The 18,270-nt window shown below is 45.7% G+C and carries 21 protein-coding genes and 2 pseudogenes; 15 read left to right on the top strand and 8 right to left on the bottom strand.

The genetic code is table 11. From position 1 onward, the window contains the following. Positions 1–25 precede the first annotated feature (25 nt). The 9 genes and pseudogenes from N4J56_RS36085 (at position 26) to N4J56_RS36045 (ending at position 6,788) form a co-directional block, all read left to right on the top strand. The gene (locus tag N4J56_RS36085) at positions 26–1,582 is read left to right on the top strand and encodes a GMC family oxidoreductase (protein ID WP_317111625.1); all 1,557 of its coding nucleotides are present in this window, start codon (positions 26–28) and stop codon (positions 1,580–1,582) included. Positions 1,583–1,850: 268 nt separating this feature from the next. Then, complete coding sequence (locus tag N4J56_RS36080) at positions 1,851–2,324, top strand: VOC family protein (protein WP_106218380.1); 474 nt, start codon at positions 1,851–1,853, stop codon at positions 2,322–2,324. A gap of 176 nt (positions 2,325–2,500) precedes the next feature. Then, positions 2,501–2,599: pseudogene (locus tag N4J56_RS41605) on the top strand (SDR family oxidoreductase); the annotation flags it as partial. Positions 2,600–2,658: 59 nt separating this feature from the next. Continuing rightward, positions 2,659–3,534 carry an alpha/beta hydrolase gene (locus N4J56_RS36070; RefSeq protein WP_317111623.1) on the top strand — a complete coding sequence of 292 codons (876 nt, stop codon included), beginning with the start codon at positions 2,659–2,661 and terminating at the stop codon, positions 3,532–3,534. An 86-nt stretch (positions 3,535–3,620) separates the two neighbouring features. After that, complete coding sequence (locus N4J56_RS36065; RefSeq protein WP_317111622.1) at positions 3,621–4,583, top strand: NADH:flavin oxidoreductase; 963 nt, start codon at positions 3,621–3,623, stop codon at positions 4,581–4,583. 553 nt (positions 4,584–5,136) lie between these two features. Further along, positions 5,137–5,277 (top strand): DUF3368 domain-containing protein, encoded by a 141-nt coding sequence (locus N4J56_RS41600; protein ID WP_410500762.1) that lies wholly within the window; start codon positions 5,137–5,139, stop codon positions 5,275–5,277. 25 nt (positions 5,278–5,302) lie between these two features. Beyond that, entirely contained in the window at positions 5,303–5,842 is a 540-nt protein-coding gene (locus N4J56_RS36055; protein WP_317111619.1) for a hypothetical protein, read from the top strand. Beyond that, positions 5,839–6,606: a hypothetical protein gene (locus N4J56_RS36050; protein ID WP_317111617.1), complete on the top strand. Its 768-nt coding sequence runs from the start codon at positions 5,839–5,841 to the stop codon at positions 6,604–6,606. Before N4J56_RS36055 ends, N4J56_RS36050 begins: the two co-directional genes overlap by 4 nt. A 17-nt stretch (positions 6,607–6,623) precedes the next feature. Continuing rightward, positions 6,624–6,788 carry a hypothetical protein gene (locus tag N4J56_RS36045; protein WP_317111616.1) on the top strand — a complete coding sequence of 55 codons (165 nt, stop codon included), beginning with the start codon at positions 6,624–6,626 and terminating at the stop codon, positions 6,786–6,788. 30 nt (positions 6,789–6,818) lie between these two features. Here the strand turns inward: N4J56_RS36045 and N4J56_RS36040 are convergent, their stop codons facing one another. Together N4J56_RS36040 and N4J56_RS41595 are read right to left on the bottom strand one after the other, a co-directional pair. Next, positions 6,819–7,121 (bottom strand): hypothetical protein, encoded by a 303-nt coding sequence (locus N4J56_RS36040; RefSeq protein ID WP_317111615.1) that lies wholly within the window; start codon positions 7,119–7,121, stop codon positions 6,819–6,821. A gap of 380 nt (positions 7,122–7,501) precedes the next feature. After that, on the bottom strand, positions 7,502–7,753 hold the full coding sequence (locus tag N4J56_RS41595; protein WP_410500760.1) for a hypothetical protein: 252 nt from the start codon (positions 7,751–7,753) through the stop codon (positions 7,502–7,504). Positions 7,754–7,950: 197 nt separating this feature from the next. Between N4J56_RS41595 and N4J56_RS36035 the strand changes: the two genes are divergently transcribed. The 3 genes from N4J56_RS36035 (at position 7,951) to N4J56_RS36025 (ending at position 11,270) form a co-directional block, all read left to right on the top strand. Then, on the top strand, positions 7,951–8,745 hold the full coding sequence (locus N4J56_RS36035) for a ParA family protein (RefSeq protein WP_317111613.1): 795 nt from the start codon (positions 7,951–7,953) through the stop codon (positions 8,743–8,745). 76 nt (positions 8,746–8,821) lie between these two features. Beyond that, positions 8,822–9,916: a ParB/RepB/Spo0J family partition protein gene (locus N4J56_RS36030; protein WP_317111611.1), complete on the top strand. Its 1,095-nt coding sequence runs from the start codon at positions 8,822–8,824 to the stop codon at positions 9,914–9,916. Positions 9,917–10,322: 406 nt separating this feature from the next. Next, the gene (locus N4J56_RS36025) at positions 10,323–11,270 is read left to right on the top strand and encodes a hypothetical protein (protein ID WP_317111610.1); all 948 of its coding nucleotides are present in this window, start codon (positions 10,323–10,325) and stop codon (positions 11,268–11,270) included. A 255-nt stretch (positions 11,271–11,525) separates the two neighbouring features. On the opposite strand, the pseudogene N4J56_RS36020 reads toward N4J56_RS36025, so the two are convergent. Further along, a pseudogene (locus N4J56_RS36020) lies at positions 11,526–11,716 on the bottom strand (IS1 family transposase); the annotation flags it as partial. Between the two features lie 46 nt (positions 11,717–11,762). Then, entirely contained in the window at positions 11,763–11,888 is a 126-nt protein-coding gene (locus N4J56_RS36015; protein WP_317111609.1) for a hypothetical protein, read from the bottom strand. 125 nt (positions 11,889–12,013) lie between these two features. Here N4J56_RS36015 and N4J56_RS36010 point away from each other — a divergent pair, with 125 nt between their 5' ends. Then, positions 12,014–12,160 (top strand): hypothetical protein, encoded by a 147-nt coding sequence (locus N4J56_RS36010; protein WP_317111608.1) that lies wholly within the window; start codon positions 12,014–12,016, stop codon positions 12,158–12,160. Positions 12,161–12,274: 114 nt separating this feature from the next. Here N4J56_RS36010 and N4J56_RS36005 read toward each other — a convergent pair whose 3' ends face one another. Both N4J56_RS36005 and N4J56_RS36000 read right to left on the bottom strand, forming a co-directional pair. Beyond that, positions 12,275–12,670 carry a PadR family transcriptional regulator gene (locus N4J56_RS36005; RefSeq protein ID WP_317111607.1) on the bottom strand — a complete coding sequence of 132 codons (396 nt, stop codon included), beginning with the start codon at positions 12,668–12,670 and terminating at the stop codon, positions 12,275–12,277. 63 nt (positions 12,671–12,733) lie between these two features. Beyond that, positions 12,734–13,192, bottom strand: a complete 459-nt coding sequence (locus N4J56_RS36000) for a cell division protein SepF (protein WP_317111606.1) — start codon at positions 13,190–13,192, stop codon at positions 12,734–12,736. Positions 13,193–13,445: 253 nt separating this feature from the next. On the opposite strand from N4J56_RS36000, the gene N4J56_RS35995 reads away from it, so the two are divergent. Together N4J56_RS35995 and N4J56_RS35990 are read left to right on the top strand one after the other, a co-directional pair. Beyond that, positions 13,446–13,607: a hypothetical protein gene (locus tag N4J56_RS35995; RefSeq protein ID WP_317111604.1), complete on the top strand. Its 162-nt coding sequence runs from the start codon at positions 13,446–13,448 to the stop codon at positions 13,605–13,607. Beyond that, on the top strand, positions 13,595–14,158 hold the full coding sequence (locus tag N4J56_RS35990; protein ID WP_317111603.1) for a Crp/Fnr family transcriptional regulator: 564 nt from the start codon (positions 13,595–13,597) through the stop codon (positions 14,156–14,158). The genes N4J56_RS35995 and N4J56_RS35990 overlap by 13 nt, the downstream gene beginning before the upstream one ends. Here N4J56_RS35990 and N4J56_RS35985 read toward each other — a convergent pair. Together N4J56_RS35985 and N4J56_RS35980 are read right to left on the bottom strand one after the other, a co-directional pair. After that, positions 14,155–16,701 (bottom strand): filamentous hemagglutinin N-terminal domain-containing protein, encoded by a 2,547-nt coding sequence (locus N4J56_RS35985; protein ID WP_317111602.1) that lies wholly within the window; start codon positions 16,699–16,701, stop codon positions 14,155–14,157. The genes N4J56_RS35990 and N4J56_RS35985 overlap by 4 nt on opposite strands. Before the next feature lie 18 nt (positions 16,702–16,719). Then, positions 16,720–18,045 carry a cytochrome P450 gene (locus tag N4J56_RS35980; protein ID WP_317111601.1) on the bottom strand — a complete coding sequence of 442 codons (1,326 nt, stop codon included), beginning with the start codon at positions 18,043–18,045 and terminating at the stop codon, positions 16,720–16,722. Positions 18,046–18,270: the final 225 nt, after the last annotated feature.

Below are 18,270 nucleotides of genomic sequence, written 5' to 3'. Positions count from 1 at the left end.
AACAATGACCCTCAAAGGAGAAATCATGACAACTACATACCATCACAGTGCTGCTTTTGATTATATTGTGATTGGCGCCGGTTCAGCAGGCTGCGTTGTTGCCAACCGTCTTACAGAAGACCCTAATACTAAAGTATTGCTGCTCGAAGCGGGTAGTCCTGATACCAAGCCAGAGCTTCAAGTTCCCTCAGTGTGGCCTACTACACTCTTAGGCTCGGAAGTGGACTGGGCATACTTAACTGAAGGGGAACCTTACTTAAATAACCGCAAAATTTTGTCTTCACGCGGTAAAGTCTTGGGCGGCAGCAGTTCGATTAATGGCATGATTTATATCCGAGGCAATGAACGTGACTACAATAGCTGGCAAGCGTTAGGTAATACTGGTTGGAGTTATCAGGATGTCTTGCCTTACTTCAAGAAATCGGAAAACCAGCAGCGGGGAGCATCGTTATTTCACGGGGTTGATGGACCACTTAGCATCACAGATCCACTCTCTCCTGCAAAAGTGTCGCAACGCTTTGTGGAAGCCGCTCAAGCACAGGGCTATGAGCAAAATCCCGACTTTAATGGCGTACAGCAGTCAGGTGCAGGACTTTACCAAGTGACCGTGAAAGATGGCAAGCGCCAAAGTACAGCAGTGGCATTTCTGCGTCCAATTTTCGATCGCCCCAACTTGACCATTCAAACAGGAGCATTGGTGACTCGTTTACTCTTTGAGGGAAAGCGTGCGGTAGGGGTAGTATATATTCAAAACGGAACGGAGTATCAAGTTAGGGTCAACTGGGAAGTGATTTTGAGTGCTGGCGCCTTCGATTCTCCTAAACTGCTCATGCTTTCTGGAATTGGACCCGCTGAACATCTGCGGGCAGTAGGCATTCCTGTAGTTGTTGATTTGCCGGGTGTCGGGCAGAATCTTCAAGATCACCCACTTGCTGTTATTGCCTACCAGTCTACTCAGGACGTGCCCCTGGCGCCAAGTAGTAATGGGGGAGAGGCTGGGTTGTTTCTGCATGTCAACAATAATTTAGATGCTGCGCCTAATTTGCAATTTACAATTGTTCCGATTTTATATGTCGATCCTGCCTATGCACGTGAAGGTCCGGCATTCACCCTTCCCTTTTACATCACCCGTCCCGAAAGTCGTGGTAGTGTAACGCTACGCTCCTCCTCCCCCTTTGAGCCACCGTTGATTCGGGTCAACTATCTTCAGAAAGAATCTGACATGCAATTGATGGTTGAAGGACTTAAAATTTTGCGTCAAATTGTGTACTCCGATTCGTTTAATGAGTTTCGAGGCGAGGAAATTGCTCCAGGGAGTTCCGTGCATAGCGACAAAGCAATCGAAGACTATATTCGGCAAACGTGCGGTACGGGATGGCATCCTGTTGGGACGTGCAAAATGGGTATCGATCAAATGGCGGTTGTCGATCCTCAACTCAAGGTACGGGGGATTGAAGGGTTACGAGTTGTTGATGCATCGATTATGCCAACGATGATTACAGGAAATACAAATGCAGCGGCAATTATGATTGGAGAAAAGGCTGCCGATTTGATAAAAGTTGGAACAAAATTGCCTCAATGATGGTGAAAGCCTCAGAGATAACATTCCGCCGCACCCTCAAGCGTTATTCGACTCTCTAGCGAGAGGTGGATTGGGCTGAGAGCGATCGAGATGCGACTGCTTTTCTATTGTCAGGAGTGAAGCATTTAGAGCTTTCAGTAAGACAGGAAGTTGCATTTAAAGCTGCCCGATCGTGTCTTTCGATCGACGATCGGACATCTCGCACCCCATTCGCTCACATGGTAAGACTCTGAAGTATCTAGAACATTCACAATTACAGGAGATTCAAATGACAATTTCAACTCAAACATCTTCAACTCTAGGCTCAAATCCTTTGAGTTCGATGCAAATCGATCATGTTTGCTTGAATGTCCCGAACTATGAGGAAACGCTTCAGTGGTATCAAGAAAAGCTAGATGCGACGATCGAGCGAGAATGGACATTTGATGTCTTCCCCGACCTGAAACTGGCTTATCTGCAAGTCTATGGATTTCGGATCGAAATTATCGGCAGCACTCAGTCACGCTCTGGGATGCCCGAAACTAAAGACATTGGTGAAGGATTACGCACGAGTGGCATTGGACATTTTTGTTTCCGTGTTGATGACGTGGATGCGGTACTGGCTGAATTGAATCGACGTGGTGTGCCAACCTTTTTTGAATTGGGCAGTTACCCTGGTCCTGGAGCTCGGCTCTGTTCGGTGAAGGACAATAACGGCAATCTCATTGAATTTGTCACTCCTTTGAAAGATTCTGCACAGTAATTCCTGGAGGAAATCCATCATGGCTCACGGGTCTACAAAACCTGCGATCGCCAATACCACTGAAAAGGAGAAATCTGTTAGATGACAGCAATCCTAGCTGTCGCGACAGCTAGGATTGCTTGGTGTAGAAGGGCTGGGGCGATCATCACCCGCCAAGCTGACTGTCACTTGATACCGATGAGATCGCCAAAGCCGTTGTCTTTCTCGCTTCCGATGACAGCAGCTTTGTCAACGGCATTAAGCTATTCGTCGATGGTGGCATGGCACAAATCTAAATAGGTGCTGTGTCCACAGCCAGCTAACCATTCAAATTCAACATTCATAGGAGATTGCAATGCCTTACTTTACTGTCGGTCAAGAGAATTCTGCAACCATTGATCTCTACTACGAAGATCTGGGGACAGGTCAACCGATTGTTCTGATTCATGGATTTCCCCTCAACGGTCATTCCTGGGAAAAGCAGGTCTTAGTGCTGCTGAATGCAGGCTATCGAGTCATTACTTACGATCGCCGAGGATTTGGCAACTCCAGTCAACCCTCATCTGGCTATGACTACGATACCTTTGCCGCCGATTTGAATACACTCATGACCCAGCTTGACTTGCAAAATACCGTGTTGGTTGGCTTCTCAATGGGGACAGGTGAAGTGACGCGCTATCTGGGCAAGTATGGCTCAGAACGGGTGCAAAAAGCGGTGCTAATGGCTCCTGTCCCACCCTTTTTGTTAAAGACGAACGACAATCTAGAGGGCGTTGACCAAAGCGTTTTCGATGGCATTATGAAAGCGATTGTGGAAGATCGTCCCGCTTACTTTTCTGAATTTTTCAAAGCGTTCTTCAATGTGGATGTGTTGTTGGGTAAGCGGATTAGCAATGAAGCAATTCAGGCAAGTTGGAATGTGGCTGTAGGGGCTTCTGCGAAAGGAACTTTAGATTGTGTACCGTCCTGGCTCACCGATTTCCGTGATGATCTGCCCCGCATTGATGTCCCAACCCTGATCGTTCATGGCGATGCCGATCGCATTTTGCCACTTGAGTCCACCGCAGCAAGACTCCCGAAGCTGATTAAAAACAGTCAACTGGTTGTCATCCCTGGCGGACCGCACGCCATCAACTGGACTCATGCCGAGCGGGTTAATCCCTTGTTGTTGGACTTTCTTCAACTTAGTTCCAAGATCAAAGGAATTCATCACCATGTCTCCATAGTTTAGCGTGAGTGAACGACTGAAAATGTGCTGTTTGCCTGGAAACAGCAGTAACACCACCTCGATCGCTAACAATTTCTCAAGAGGTTAGCATGTCTACTAACACACTTTTCCAACCCTTTAGCTTTAAAGGATTGAAGCTGCCGAACCGAATTGTGATGGCTCCGATGACGCGAGGCTTTTCACCTAATGGCTATCCAACGAAAGACGTAGCAAATTACTATGCAAAACGTGCCGCTGCTGAAGTCGGGCCGATCATCTCTGAGGGAATAGGCATCGCACGACCTGCATCGCTGAACGGGGCTAACTTTTCCCGCTTCCACGGTGAGCAGGAGCTTGCTTGCTGGAAGCAAGTCATTGATGCAGTCCACGCTGCCGGAGGATTGATGATCCCGCAACTCTGGCATGTTGGCGCAGTGTCACCCCCCTACGGTGACGATCTGCCCGTTGACCTGTTTGAGAGTCCTTCGGGTCTAAATAACCCTGATCGGTCGTTTGGAAAAGCGATGACTGACGCAGACATCGCCGATACGATCGCTGCCTTTGCCAGTGCAGCGGCGGATGCAAAGCGGCTGGGTTTCGATGCTGTTGAACTCCACGGGGCACACGGGTATCTGATCGATCAGTTTTTCTGGAAGGGCACGAACCGTCGCACCGATCGGTTTGGGGGAGTGACGATCGCTGAGCGCGGGCGTTTCGCTGTCGAGATTATTCAAGCCGTCCGTGCAGCAGTCGGTTCTGACTTTGCGATCGTCCTTCGCCTGTCGCAATGGAAACAACAGGACTACACTGCCCGCCTTGCGAACACTCCAGCTGAGATGGAGGAGTGGTTACAACCGCTGGTGGATGCAGGTGCAGATATATTGCATTGCTCACAACGCCGTTTTTGGGAGCCGGAATTCGACGAATCTGATCTAAACTTTGCGGGCTGGGCAAAGAAGCTGACAGGGGTTCCCACCATTACCGTAGGGTCGGTCGGTCTCAGCAGCGATTTCATGGGAGCCTTTAGTGGCGAAGTATCGCAGCCTGCGTTGAAACTTGATACAGATAGATAGAGCAAGATACAGTCACAGTAGTCAGCTAAGATACAGAAGGATACAGTTTAGGGATACAGAAAGATACACTTAAAGATACAGTTGAGAAATGATTTGATATAGCTTGGCAACGATCTAGCACAAGTTGAAACTTGCTCAACGCCTAAAACTCCTGCCCTGCCTAGATTTCCATTTGCTAGCAAGCGGGATACAGTTTGAAATAATTTGAGCTCTCGATCTAAATCAATTTCGACACTGGCAATTGTGGGGCAGCTTGAGCTGATGTATCAGCAGTTTGAAATGGTACAAATTCCACCTGCTGTGTTGTCAGAATTAAAAGTGCAAGAGGACAGACCAGGCTCGAAGGAGATCCAAGCAGCACTAAAGGCAGGATGGATTCAGGTGCAAGCGGTCAACTCACTCTCCAGCAGAAAATTGTTGCAGCAGACGTTAGACCGAGGTGAAGCGGAGGCGATCGCTTTAGCAATGGAACTGCAAGCAGATTGGACGTTACTTAGACGAACGAGATGGACGCAGGGTTGCCAAGTCCCTTGGGTTAAGGGTCACTGGAGTTTTGGGGATTCTACTGCGGGCGAAACAAAAAGGCGAATTACACTCTCTGTCGGAAGCGATCGATGCTCTGGTAGCAACTGCAGGGTTTCGGATTGCACCAGACTTGCTGGCGAAAGTTATTGCCGCAGAAAACCAAAGCTAAGCGTTGTCTACATTATTGTTCTTCCATGTCTAGACCGTTAAATGAAAAATGTTGGGCGTGTAGCTTACTCACACCAGCAGAAGCTCGAAAACTCCACGATGCTACTTGTGGTGGGGATGGTTGTTGGGCTGGAGATTCATGCCACAGTAAGCGCTCGTATTACCGTAAGGGCAGGCAGCAAAAGGCTCAGCGCCGAGCGGCAATTGACGAAGTGGTAGTATCCGTTCCAGAAATTCCCTACGTGGTGCTGCATACCTACCTGGACAAACCCCGTCAGCCGAATGATGAAGTCGTCATTCATGCTATTTGTGCCGAACTCTGGCTGGGGAATGCTCCCAAAGCCATGACTCGACCAGAACATACTTTTGGATATCCGCCTCGTGTAGTCAAAGAATATGCGCTTCAGTTGCTGGAGGCGCTTTATTTGAAATACGGACATGGGAGGCGAACGGGATTTGAACGCTTTGCCCGTGAGCAGCAGCACTCAATTGCTCAATGCCCCGTGCGTCCCTGCTCCTACCATGCCGCTCACCTTAACCCTTATCAATTCTCCCCCAACAGATGATAACGACCGAGCAACTGAATCTTCTTTGGTCTCAACTACAAGCTGCTAGGCTTACTCCTGAAACTCTCGATTTAACAGCATTGTTGGATCGAGTTGACACATGCGTCGCCCAACTGCCAGAGTCAATAAAATTACAAGTCGCTGGGTCAGCGATGCTTCAAGTGGCACAACTACTTGCATTACGAGCTGAAGTGTCGATTGAAAACTGGGAGTATTCCTCCCGCGACCCAGTTGTCTCTCATGGCTTTTTTTCAGATCTAGTGCGGCAGTCAATGGCAGTAGATTTGAGCGATTTGATCGCACCCGCTCCAAAGCGTAAGCGTCGCATCGTACCCAACTTTCAGGTGGAATCTTCGATCGTAGCTCCAGTAGATAAATCTGCCGTGCTGGAAATGGTCAAACAGTTGGAACGTAACTCTGAAATTGCAGACCAGCTACCGCAGTCGGATGAAGAAAAGAAACAAAAAGCGCTCTTTGTTGCGCATGACGAAGATGTTTCCAGCTGGGTAGGTGCGATCGCCAATCATTTTTTCAACACCTCTGTCAAATCTTTACCCTTGGTCGAACTCGCACGGCAAATCCAATCTCCAGCTAGATTAGAACCAGATATATTAGAGCCAGAGCGGGGAATGCCATTGGTCAAAACTTGGTTAGCTGTTCTGTCGGGAGATTTTGAGTTAGAACAACGGGAAGATTTTTACAGTCAAACAGGAGTTTGGGTTTCTTTACGTGCGATCGCCGTCTCACAGTCAGATAAAAAATGAATTTTTAAGGTTTGAGAATGCCGAGTACAGACAAAGATTGGTCAGGGCTACTTCTTACTCAAAATCAGCGGGATGAATCGGAGATTCAGAATGGTTTTACACAAGCGCTCAATCCCGAAAATTTTCTTCCAGTAAGGACAGCCTCAAACCAAGTCGTCCTCGCGCTTGTGCGATCGAGCTAAAATTCCCGTTAGGTCAAAACTACTAACATTTTAATCATAGGGACAAGACTCCCAGATATCGTTTTCAATCTCCCACTCAATCTCCCTTAACTCTTGCTGCCACTGAGAATAGGTGGATGAGTTCGATAGGTATACGTTCAAAGGTTCCCAGCGCTCTGGTGAGTTTGGCACTTCCGCTGTTTCATCGCTCGCTTGCTCTAGAGCAGATGCTTTTGGAGTCTTTATCGCTCGATCGGCTTGAGCTAGCGTTGATGCTGGCAAACCAGAATCAGCGCTTTCTTCGGTCTTTTCAGGGCGTTGGCGTTTGATTAGTTTGCGGTATTTTTCCATCATAAAGTCGTCAGGGATGAGAGAATCTGCTCTACCTAAGATTAGCAAGCGCGGCAGAGGTTACACGCACTCGTTCTTTGGATAGCCGATTCTCAGTGTTTGGTTTGCTTGCGCGGGTTGCTTGCAGAGCGGAAATGCTCTCGGACTTTTTGCGCATAGCTTAGCCGCGATCGCTCTTACAATCCGCTACCCATTCTCTTGCCGCTGTCTGGAGCATCTATTGCTGTCCTGTAAGGTGGCTGCTTTCCAAATACTTCTCCTTTCTCGCTCAGCAAGCGAACTGCCAACGATTATAGTCTGTGTAGAAAACTAACAGTATTTTTCCTTGGCAACACAGTAGATTTGCGAGCGCAATTTCTTCCATTTCCCTCCACCGATCGCTGCTATACTCTCGCTTTGTTCTTTGCTCGTTTAACCAGTACGGGTCTAGGCTTTTTCTTTTTATACTTTGGATCTTCAATTGCTCGCAAGCCTGGTGGACGGCAGCTTTCACAATAAAGTGGTCTAGATCCATATGTTTCGCGTTCTGTGGGTTGACTACACTGTTGACAAATAAATTTAAACAACCGCGTGTGGATCGTGCGCTCGTGGGCGCGGACTGTGTACTCTCTAATAGAAACCTTTTTCGATGGCATTGAACGAATAGCGTAACTGTGCTTTACTCTTATCCTACTTACTTTGTCTTTTGTCAACGCTTAGCATTGTCGTCAATAACAATTTAGAAAAATTTTTGTATTGTATAGTGGTACTCGGACTGAAGTAGTAGTTTACTGGTGTTCGATGTCGAATATTAAAATTCGACACCAGAATCCCGATCAATAAGTGAAAAACCATGCAAACGGTTGTCTCGATTTTGGCAAATGCAGGCGGTGTAGGCAAAACGACGTTAGCAGTTCACATTGCCTATGAAATGAGTCGCCGTAACTTCTCTGTAGCACTTTTCGACTTAGACCCTCAAAGATCTCTCGACGTATTTTGCGGACTCTCTGCTGCCGAGCCATCAAACACTACAACTCATGTATTCGCTAAAAGTTTTCAGGGGAGTTATCCACTAATTGCTTGCTGGAGCAATCCCAAAATTGAAGTTTGTCAAGGACATCCTACTCTCACCGAAGTTGCTAACGATCTCGTCATTCGCAAGCGAGGAGAGTATGTTTTGGCAGATCGACTCAAGTTGCATCGACTAAAACATGATTTGGTAATCCTAGATTGTCCAGCTACTTTGGGGATGCTAAACGTAAATGCCCTTGCAGCTAGTACGCATGTCTTAGTCCCAGTTCAACTAGAAATGAAAAGTATCGCTGGCGCAGCTGAATTAGTCGAATGGTGTATCAACACGTCTGAAGAACTACAGTTAGAACCTCGTCCACCTATTCTGGGATTTGTTCCCAGCATGTACGACGAGAGACGAGCAATTCACAAAACTTATTTGCAGCAACTTCCAGTGATCGCTGAAGAACTTCAGATCAAGGTTTATCCTAAAGTTCGAGACTCTAGTGAATTTAAGAATGCTTCAGCCAACGGTTTACCCTTACAGAAATATCGTCCGGCACATCAAGCTGCGAAGGACTTCCAGGAAATTGCTGACGATCTATCCACTTTAATCAAACAAAAAAACAAAAAATAAAGTTGGCAAATTTTGAGACTAGCTAACGATAGAAGTTTGACTTCTTGTACAACATCAACCAATTGGAGATTAAGAAATGGCTTTGCCCAAAATTGAAACTCGGTTTAACGGAGCAGTTCAAAAAACTGCTCAGGAACGCAAAATTGCCGAACTACAGGCAGAAATTGAGCGACTGAGGGCAGCACAATCTCCAAATTTAGAAGCGCACGTACAAGAATTACGACAGCAGCTGATCCAATCAGGAGAAAACCAAGTCAAACTGTCATCGATCGATCCTAATCCTCATCAGCCTCGGCAAACAATTACGCCCTCAGCTATTCAAGCTAAAGCTCGCTCTTTAAAAAAGCACGGACAAATAGCGCCGATAATTCTGATTCCGTGTGAAGAGCGCTATGTTTTGCTAGACGGTCAACTTCGCACTGAAGGCGCAAAATTACTAGGCTGGGAAACAATTCGCGCTGTGATTATTCCCATGCCGGAAGACCTCAGCTACAATTCTCTATTGACTTTTCTCCATTTTGAAGACCTCAATCCACTCGATAAAGCAGAAGCAGTCGTGCAACAAGCCAGCAAAGTGACTGGATTGAAGCTCGATGAAATCTCAACCACTCTCAGCACAGTGCTAAAACGAATAGAGCGAGACGGAAAAACTAAAGAATTATCCAATTTGATGGCTGAAACAACTGAAAAGCAATTACTAACTCTAGAAGGATTGGGAATTCGAGGCAAAGAGCAACTTTTACTGTTAGAGTTGCTAGATTTAGGGCTGAATCCTGGCTCTGTTAAAGCCAACTTGCTTCCCATGCTATCGTTGCCGCTAGATTTAAAAGCAGCTATTCGCCACCAAGGTCTAAAAGGTGCTCACGCTCTAGCGCTCTCAGCTCTTTCAACTAAAACATTAAACCTATCCGACAAACAAGCTGCCTCCGAACGGATTGCCGCCACCGAACAAGTCATCAAGCAGGACTTGACAGTTTCAGAGACTCGCAAATTAGTAACCCAGATTAAAGCTAAATTTTCACCAAGTACTGAGTCGCAATCGGGATCGTTACTAGAAAGAATGCAAATAGCCACAAGAAAAATCAAAAAAGCCAAATCTTGGCAAGATTCTCAGAAGCTGATGCAGGTTGAGTCTTTACTTAGCGAATTGGAAAAGCTAATTGAAAGTTAAGCATTTTACCAAAACACACTAAAACGTTAGCTTGAATTTAATCACTTCGTCGGTGTTTACAGCTAAATTTGGTCACAATTATGACCGATTGTAGAAGTGCGATCGCTCATGAGCGCAAATGCGCTAATTGATTAGCAGCAGTCGATCGGTTCAAAGCTTTCTACAAAAACGATATAGACGATCGCTTTTGTCTTTGAGCTGGGACATCCAAAGGCTTTTACTCGTCGAAACTGCAACAGTGTACCCGAAGCGTAAAAACACAGCACCAATAACTGCTGGCATTGTTTCCACTACCTATCTTGTGCAGTGAGTGGCGGTCATAGCGCGGCGATCGCGATCGGGATTGCCGTGCTACTATAAGCAGCAATTGTGTTGTTTGAGATTTGCGCTCCATTAATAGACAGTCATGGCATCCACAGAAGCAATCGCCACTGCATTTAGAATCGACCCCCAAACCCTTGAAAAATGGTTAGAGGGAAATCAACCTGTCTTGGCGAAATACGCTTTTACTCATCAACAGATTTTCTCTCAATTTGAATACGTTCGCGGTGAGTGGCATCCTAAGTCAGAACGGGAGCTAAATACCACTGTTACCGATGACGAACTAAGCCAAAACCAAAAGGCAATTGAGTGCGATCGCGTACGACACCCAAACCCCCGCGAGGTAGATTTAGAGCCGCAAGACTCCGCCATCTTTCAGGCTGTCGGAATTGTCACTGGAACGGTCAACTTAGACTTAGAAAATAGCAAAAACACCGTGACTATCGGTGGCTCGACCTACCCACTTTTTTACATATCCCAAAAACGGAAAGCTTTTGAAGCGCTCAAGGCGGAGATTGCTGCTACTGGCAATTCTAGCCAACGATTGATTGTTTACCCTAGAGCAATCCATTTCCCTAATAAAGAGCGAGCGCACGGAATTGCCTTTCAACTCGTCGGCTTCGACAAAGGGCAGCAGACAAAACAGGAAGTCTCAAGAGAACTGCTGGATTTTGAGTTTAAGCTAGCGGGACTGTGGCAGTTCATTCCCGTCTGTCGTATCCCCTGTATCTCTATTTTTCGCAATTTTTCCCGCGAGCGACTGGATGACATCAAACAAGCTGAACCTGCTCGAAAGGTGAAGTTCCTCAAAGCCAGCCATCTACCGCTATTGTGGAAAGATGCGCCCTGCAAGCCATTTAGATTTAATCCAAAAGCAGAAGGAGATCAAGGACATCCGATATTTGTCTCGCTCAAAGCTAAATTCTTACCCGAGCGCAATGTCTTTGGTTTTGTAGAACAGTTAGCTCCACCGCAAGAAACTGCGCCAAAATTTCTCAAAGCCTCCAAACAAGATAAAGCCTCGTTACGATAACAGTCACAACATAGGAGTGCGATCGCGCTCTCTTCTTACTAAAATTTCTAAAGCTAATTTAATAAATCTTTAAAGTCTTTATTTATTATTTCCTACAACTTTAAAATTTTGTCTTCGGCGGAGCGCGAGCGCTGCTTGTCTAACCGAGCGTTACCGACAAATCGCCTCCTTTGCATCCGGCATACTGCTGCCCAACATCCGGTAGTGTTGCAAAAAATTTGAGAAGCTGAGTGCATCGGGTATTCGGGTCGTGCCTCAAGCAAGTGTGAAATAAGCAGCAATATCATTCCAAGTCCAAGGACGATCGGTTAGCTCTGCCCTCTGTGCATCTGTAGTTCCAAGGCACGAATGCTGCCAGATCCAATTGAAGTAGCTCAGGACAAGTCGAGAGAGTTCCCTCAGTCTGTTGCCACACCTTGCCAAAGAGCGTTTTGTCGTCGATGCCAACAATCGGAGCAATCCGTCCAAAACAGTGCATGAGTCAATCTTACATTAGTCGTAATTTCTCATAATTAGGTTGGCTGTCTCCGACTCAAAGTGTAACTGGGGAGCCAAATCCTCACCTGCTGGTGGCGATCCCCAAACAGCAATTTGTGCGCCGCGCTTTCTGAGAGTCATGCATATATACATAACAATTGGGCGTTTTCCTTTAAGAAATGTTGACGCTTCTCGATCCCCTTGTTAAGAAGGAGCTGTGCGCGCACGACTAGTTTGACAAATCTCAAATTCCAGGAGGTTATGACATGGATAGTTCAATCGCGCTTCCCGTAGCAGTATTAATTCTCGGTTGGCTCTTAGCTGCTGCTATTGGCTCTTGGGCTTACTTTGCTGGTAGCAACAATGAAAATGACAAATCGTTCCGCCTACCCAGATTTGTCACAAAGCGATAAGCGATTGGTAAATGTAGTCGGAAGTTTCCCAAGTCCTTGATGTTGGTTGGGAAACTTTACTTCACGAACCAGGAGTTACATTCTCATTGTCATCGGTGTCAGATGCAACAGCCATTACGCTCGTGCCACTCGCTTTGGCGAGCGAACCGCAACACTCAGCCTTTTTTGCTGCTGCTGAGTGGTAAAGTCACGCCACAGTTGGGCTAACTTTCTAGCTTCATCATGCCATGCGGGATTGATTTGATACACCCGTCGCGGGCGACCGCGCCCTTCGACTTTGTGCCAGCTGCCGCAGATTGCTCCCTCTGATTCCAGAAATCTCAACGCTGCATGTAGGATCGTGTCCGAGAGGCGATAGTTGGTATATTCCCCTTCGAGCTGTTGAATGAGTCCAGTACCGTAAGATTCGCCCTCCAGCAACACCGATAGAATGTAACAAACTGCTTGCTCCAGACAAAGCTGGAGCGGTGGGGGAGCGGTAAAAAACTGATAGATGTCTTCGAGCTGCATTAACGACTCGCTCCTGTAACGAGAATTATCAGCTACAGTCTTGCCAACACAAAGTTCCTAGTTCTACAACTCAGCGGAGTCAACAACAGCCTTTGCTAAGCAAACGCCCTTGGGTGCGAACAGAAACAGCCCTGGTGCTAAGTGTTGTTGCTGCCCATCTATTGAGTAATTTGCCCCAGCCACAAAGTCTACTGCTCGTTGTGCTTGGATTACATCCATTTGGGTCATGTCTAAGATTAGCGTTTGACCCTGCCATAGAACTTGAACCGCTTGCGTCACTTGTTCAAAAGACTGTAGTTGCATGACAACGACTTGCAGTCGCTGCTGCTCTAGTTGGAAGCCTTTCGTTTCGTTTGCACTCAAGCGATCTGATGGCATGAGCTGCTGCCGCACTGCACTTAAAGCAGCAGTTCTCGATTTTCTGCGATTGGGTTCGGACGATTCATCTTCTAAGTGCGATAAATGGTGCTGATACATGACCATGCTTGCCAGTCCTGATTTCTTGCTCGCAGCAGTTGACAAATTTCCATCCGATCTTTGGTGCTATCACCTCTATACTCCGGTCAAATGAAAATCTCGTCAATTGAGTATAAATTTCATCATTTGTCAATCAGCTAAAGTTCAGGAAAGTTCAGCAATTGCTGAGCTTGAATTTGAGAAAGATTTTTTGCAGGTAGGCGTGTCCGGGGATACGGAAGTTGTTGAGGCTATTCCTTTAGATAGAGCTTAGCTGCAAGTCACTCAAGTCACCCAGACGAGCTGAGGAAAGCTACCCATGTTCCATAGTAATCTGTTGGTATACGTTGGGTGGACAAGGATGCGCCAAGTCCTGCTTGTCTATTGCATTCTGGCTGTCGAACTCATCGAGCTAGCAGCTACCAGTAGATTTGCTAGTCAAGCCCACAGCTCAATTGGTGAGGTCACATGCACCAGCTAAATCAACTCGTTGGCTGCGCCACTCCACCGCTCCAACAGCAATTTGTCCGTCGCGCGCAACTTCCAGAACAGGGTGAAGTTTTATGGCGGATCGAATCAGGTGTCGTTTGTAGCATGACTTGGACAGATGAAGGCGAGTTAATTTGTTTGGGCTATTGGGGAGTGGGAGATGTCGTCGGTCATGGACTGTCACGAGTGCGACCATACGAACTCCAATGCCTCACCGATGTCGTCATCAGTTGCTGTCCCTACACTCAGCGAGCGCAACTCACCGATGCCATCATTCACCAGCAGCAGCAAACCGAAGAACTCCTGAGCATCGTTCATCTCAATCCCCTATCTTGTAAGTTGTGGCAGCTCTTGGTCTGGTTGAGTCAAAAATTCGGTCGTGACGTAGAAAACGGTCGCTTGCTCGCTCTGCCGCTGACCCATCAGCAGTTGGCTCAGACGCTGGGGACGAATCGGGTGACGGTGACCACCATCCTCCAGCGCTTAGAAGCAGAGGGAAAGATCCAGCGGCAGCAACGGCGACTTGTTGTGGCGCGGCACTAATCTTGCCGACAAATCGCCTCTTCTGCATCCGGTAAGTTACTGCCCACCATTCCCAGCAGCGTTCTGCCATCCTTAGTTTTGATAATCCCCGTCGCTTCCACTACCGGATCTCCTTCCTGCCAGCCAGAATCATCGGGCGCTGGACTGCTTGGGGGAGGTGATTGCGTCTCCAACTCCTCGTCCAACCCCTCGGCGGAGAACAAGGGCATCGGCATCACCGAGTCCCCGGGTGCTGCGGGTAAGCCACCGTTGCCCGTGATGACGAGCCGCACCTGCTTCTTTCTGCGTGGCGCGAAGCAGCTATTTTTCATCACCTCATCCATCGGGATGAAAACTCTGTTATACGGGACGAGTGCTTCGTCCGGTTCTAATCCTAGCGAGCGCACTTCCACCGTCCCGTCCACGCCAAACTGGGAACTGGCATCGAAGATACTATCGGGGGACTGAAATATTCCTTGAGTTGTAATCTGGATATTCCCGCCGCGTCCCGTGAAGGCATTGGCGGTGATGCTACTGCGATTCACGGCAGCTAGGGTATCGGTGTCGATGATGATGTTACCGCCATTGCCGCCACCTCCTGCTAGTCCAGCAGTGGCAGAAATACTGCTGCCGTTTCTCAGTTGGAGGTTTTGCGAGTTTAAGGAGATATCACCTCCTTCTCCTGAATTAGCAATTGTCGCAATATTTCCTTGTTCGGAAATTCTAATTGAATCTGCATCGATTTGAATTTTACCACCATCTCCAGAACCTTGATTGATAGCACTGATGAAAGCACTGTCTTGAACTAAAATATTTTGGGAGACAATATTAATCTCTCCTGCTCTTCCTGTTAGAGCAGGTAGAATATCAAAAAACGAATTAAGAAATGAATTCGTTCGCTCTGCTGAAGACGTAATTTGACTGGAGAAGAACGAACTAAAATCTTGTGCTTCTTCAATTCTACCCTCAAGCTTTATTAACTTGGCTACAACGTTAATTTCTCCCGCATTACCAGAAGCCGCAGTTGTAGAATTAATTCTACCCCCGTTAGAAATAGTTAAGTTAGGAGCAGTAACTGAAACAATACTAGCATCTCCAAAAGAGCTTGTTGTTGTTCCTATTGTACTTGGTACGTAACTGTTAGAAGTATTAAAAACCAAAGTTGCGTTAGAATAACCATCGATTTTTACGCTTTCTAAAAAATCAACTTTAACATCTCCACTCTTACCCAAACTATTGCTTTGTGATAGGATCAAACCGCCTTTCTCCAGTAGAAGATTGCTTCCTACTACCGTGACGTTTCCTGCTTGACCTAAGCTATTAGTAGTGCTAGTAATCGAACTAGGCAAGAAAAAGTTGGGGATTGGAGGCAGACCTGATATATTGATATTTTGAGTATTTACAGCTACGTCACCGCCCCGTCCCGTACCATAGTTGTTGCTACTGATATTACTAAAATCTTTTATAATTATGTTTGGAGATACGATCGCAATACTCGACCCATTTCCCTCAGCTAAATTTTGAGAAAAGATACCTCCAGGTGCTTCTATTCCATACTGAAAATTACTGGAGTTCTCTAGTCCTATCATTTCTACAGAGTTAGTGGCATCAATCTGAATTTGTCTGCCGCTAGAACTACCAAAGTTGGAAGCAAATATAGTAGAGCGATTTCTTAAACTAAAGTTATTTGCAGATATGCTAATAGAACCACTAGGAGAACCACTGACCTCTAGTAAAGATTCATCAAATAGTTTTACATCTCCGAACCGAGATATATTGCGATAATCAAAACTGAAGGAATTGCTACCTGAACTAATACCTACCGTTCCATTGAAAACACTTCCAACCTCAATATGTCCAGCAGGAGCTTTAACAATACCTCCATCGAATGTAATATTCCCTCCAATTAAAGCTAAAGTTTGGTTAGGGGCAACTCTCAATCCTGAAATAGCACCTGCTGGTTCTGCTATAGGACTACCAGCAAATCGTTCTGGAGAAACAAACTGTAGTGCATGCCCAACTCCTTCTAGGCGAATCTCACCAGGATTGCTCCCGAAGCCTAAGCCGACAGGTACTTCTACCGTCAACAAAGGTGGAGCTTCAGGACTTGTGGCGCTGAATCTTACTCCATCAGCAAAATTAATGCTGCTAGCCGTACTACCTAAAAAAGAACCCCCGATATCCAAACGCGCATTGGGACCAAATATAATTCCGTTGGGATTGAGTAAGAATAGATTGGCGATGCCGTTAGCACGAATTAAACCATCAATATTGGAAATAGAGCTACCCGTGACTCGACTGAAAATATTTTGAATATCTAAAGCGTTGTTGAAATAGGCAGTATCTCCAACCGGAATCGAAAACTGCTCGAAACTATGAAACAAATTAGTGCCTGCTTGTGTTCCTCCTGTAATTATCTCAGTTGTGCCAGATTGGTTGACAGTGGAGTTACTAGGCAAAGTTGTATCTGGTTTGACCTGAGCAACCACAATACAACTATCAAAAAATAGCCCATAAATTGATAGTAAGCCTATTACGTAGAGATTTGTTTTGGTTTTCCACATAGTTTATGCTAGTGAACTCTATAGCTTTTTGAATTCAACTTTCAAACCATCTTTTGGATGAGGAACGGGAATTAAAAGTATTTTTAAACTTTGAGATGAGAGTAGTTTCCACGTATAGTTTTGTACGAGATGAATTGCAAAAAGCTTCATTTCTAGCCGAGCCAATTCTTTTCCAAGACATTCTCTCATTCCTCCACCAAAAGGTAGATAGCTAAAAGGTATTTTGTGATCTGCTCCATTTTTCGAGCTGAAGCGATCTGGATTAAATCGATCGGCATCTAAATAAATTGATTTATCTTGATGTGTTTGGGAGATTTGATAAATGACATTCCACCCTTGAGGAAACTGAAACCCATTAAATTCGCACGTTTGAATAACTCGTCTAAACCCTCCGCCTACAGGAGGAATTAGCCTTAGTACTTCGTGAATAACTTGTTCTATATATTTCAATTCCTTTAAGCTATCTGAATCGATTTTCTCCATTCCTATAATTTCCTGTACTTCAGCATGACAGCGCGAGAAAACGTCGGGGTGTTGAGCTAAAAGAAGGCAAAAAGAAGCAAGTGCCGAAGTTAAAGTTTCGTGTCCAGCAAAAAGTAGTGTCAAAATTTGGTCTTTAATTTCTTCAGGATTGAGGGGATTTCCTTGCTCGTCGCATGCTTGTAATAAAATTGAAAGGGCGTTGTTATTCTGTTCGTTTGTTTTTCCCCGTTCCTGATAAACTATTGTTTCCAGCTGGTCGAGTATCTGTTTGCGACTGTGCAATGCACGACCGACTTTTGTCCAAGGCAAAGGTGGAGAAAACGAAAACAAGCCGGCACTCCAAGTCTCAAATAGATGACCTAGATTTGTTTGCGATGCACGATTGAGTCCTATCAAAAACTTACAAGCGATATCAAACGTGTACTTTCTCAGTTCTGGATACCAAGCGAAGGTTTTCTTTTCCAACCATCTATGACAATAATATTGAGTTGTATTTTCGATATCAACTAAATATTCGCTCAAGAGGCGAGGTTGGAAAGCTTGATACAAAAGTTTACGTCGATGCTGATGTACGTCTCCTAGTTGTGAAGAGAGCGATGCAGCCCCAAGAAGCAACTGTGTATTAGGAGGAAGGCTATTGACAAAATATTTATTCTCGTTGGTCAGAACAAATCGGTTTGCTTCTGCTCCTTTAACAAAGACAGTAGGCATACCAAATATAGTGCTTTTGAAAATAGAACCGTATTTTTGATGGCGTTCTTCAGCAAATCGCTGTGAATTTAAAATAAAACTTAAAGTTTCTCCAACAAAAGGTAAGCCGAAACTACCAGGCGGTAAAGGTAAAGAATTTTGTTGTTCCATACTATGATTGTTAAGGAGCTATGTTCAGTGCGAGATTAAATTGCTAGACTCCGGGAGTAAACTGCAAACAAAAATGGGATAGCAAGCGCAAGCTCGTAATATTACAACCCTAGCAATAATTTAATCTGTTTAACTCAAATTTAGCAAAAAACCTACCTAACTTTTATTCTTGAACTACAATAATGTAAAACTAAAAATTTACACAAATTGAAGCAGAGAACCTAC

Origin of the sequence: Chroococcidiopsis sp. SAG 2025, from assembly GCF_032860985.1 — a bacterium.
In the GTDB taxonomy this organism is placed as follows: domain Bacteria; phylum Cyanobacteriota; class Cyanobacteriia; order Cyanobacteriales; family Chroococcidiopsidaceae; genus Chroococcidiopsis.
The sequence above is the reverse complement of the archived record's forward strand: the minus strand, read 5'-3'. Positions and strand labels throughout refer to the sequence as shown.

Coding starts and splice junctions, on each gene's coding strand:
- N4J56_RS36025 (WP_317111610.1), top strand. CDS start 10,323: ATGGCATCCACAGAAGCAATCGCCACTGCATTTAGAATCGACCCCCAA.
- N4J56_RS36015 (WP_317111609.1), bottom strand. CDS start 11,888: ATGACTCTCAGAAAGCGCGGCGCACAAATTGCTGTTTGGGGATCGCCA.
- N4J56_RS36030 (WP_317111611.1), top strand. CDS start 8,822: ATGGCTTTGCCCAAAATTGAAACTCGGTTTAACGGAGCAGTTCAAAAA.
- N4J56_RS36085 (WP_317111625.1), top strand. CDS start 26: ATGACAACTACATACCATCACAGTGCTGCTTTTGATTATATTGTGATT.
- N4J56_RS36005 (WP_317111607.1), bottom strand. CDS start 12,670: ATGCAGCTCGAAGACATCTATCAGTTTTTTACCGCTCCCCCACCGCTC.
- N4J56_RS35995 (WP_317111604.1), top strand. CDS start 13,446: ATGTTCCATAGTAATCTGTTGGTATACGTTGGGTGGACAAGGATGCGC.
- N4J56_RS36080 (WP_106218380.1), top strand. CDS start 1,851: ATGACAATTTCAACTCAAACATCTTCAACTCTAGGCTCAAATCCTTTG.
- N4J56_RS36045 (WP_317111616.1), top strand. CDS start 6,624: ATGCCGAGTACAGACAAAGATTGGTCAGGGCTACTTCTTACTCAAAAT.
- N4J56_RS36050 (WP_317111617.1), top strand. CDS start 5,839: ATGATAACGACCGAGCAACTGAATCTTCTTTGGTCTCAACTACAAGCT.
- N4J56_RS35990 (WP_317111603.1), top strand. CDS start 13,595: ATGCACCAGCTAAATCAACTCGTTGGCTGCGCCACTCCACCGCTCCAA.
- N4J56_RS36070 (WP_317111623.1), top strand. CDS start 2,659: ATGCCTTACTTTACTGTCGGTCAAGAGAATTCTGCAACCATTGATCTC.
- N4J56_RS36040 (WP_317111615.1), bottom strand. CDS start 7,121: ATGATGGAAAAATACCGCAAACTAATCAAACGCCAACGCCCTGAAAAG.
- N4J56_RS36010 (WP_317111608.1), top strand. CDS start 12,014: ATGGATAGTTCAATCGCGCTTCCCGTAGCAGTATTAATTCTCGGTTGG.
- N4J56_RS41595 (WP_410500760.1), bottom strand. CDS start 7,753: ATGCCATCGAAAAAGGTTTCTATTAGAGAGTACACAGTCCGCGCCCAC.
- N4J56_RS36035 (WP_317111613.1), top strand. CDS start 7,951: ATGCAAACGGTTGTCTCGATTTTGGCAAATGCAGGCGGTGTAGGCAAA.
- N4J56_RS36065 (WP_317111622.1), top strand. CDS start 3,621: ATGTCTACTAACACACTTTTCCAACCCTTTAGCTTTAAAGGATTGAAG.
- N4J56_RS35985 (WP_317111602.1), bottom strand. CDS start 16,701: ATGTGGAAAACCAAAACAAATCTCTACGTAATAGGCTTACTATCAATT.
- N4J56_RS36055 (WP_317111619.1), top strand. CDS start 5,303: ATGTCTAGACCGTTAAATGAAAAATGTTGGGCGTGTAGCTTACTCACA.
- N4J56_RS35980 (WP_317111601.1), bottom strand. CDS start 18,045: ATGGAACAACAAAATTCTTTACCTTTACCGCCTGGTAGTTTCGGCTTA.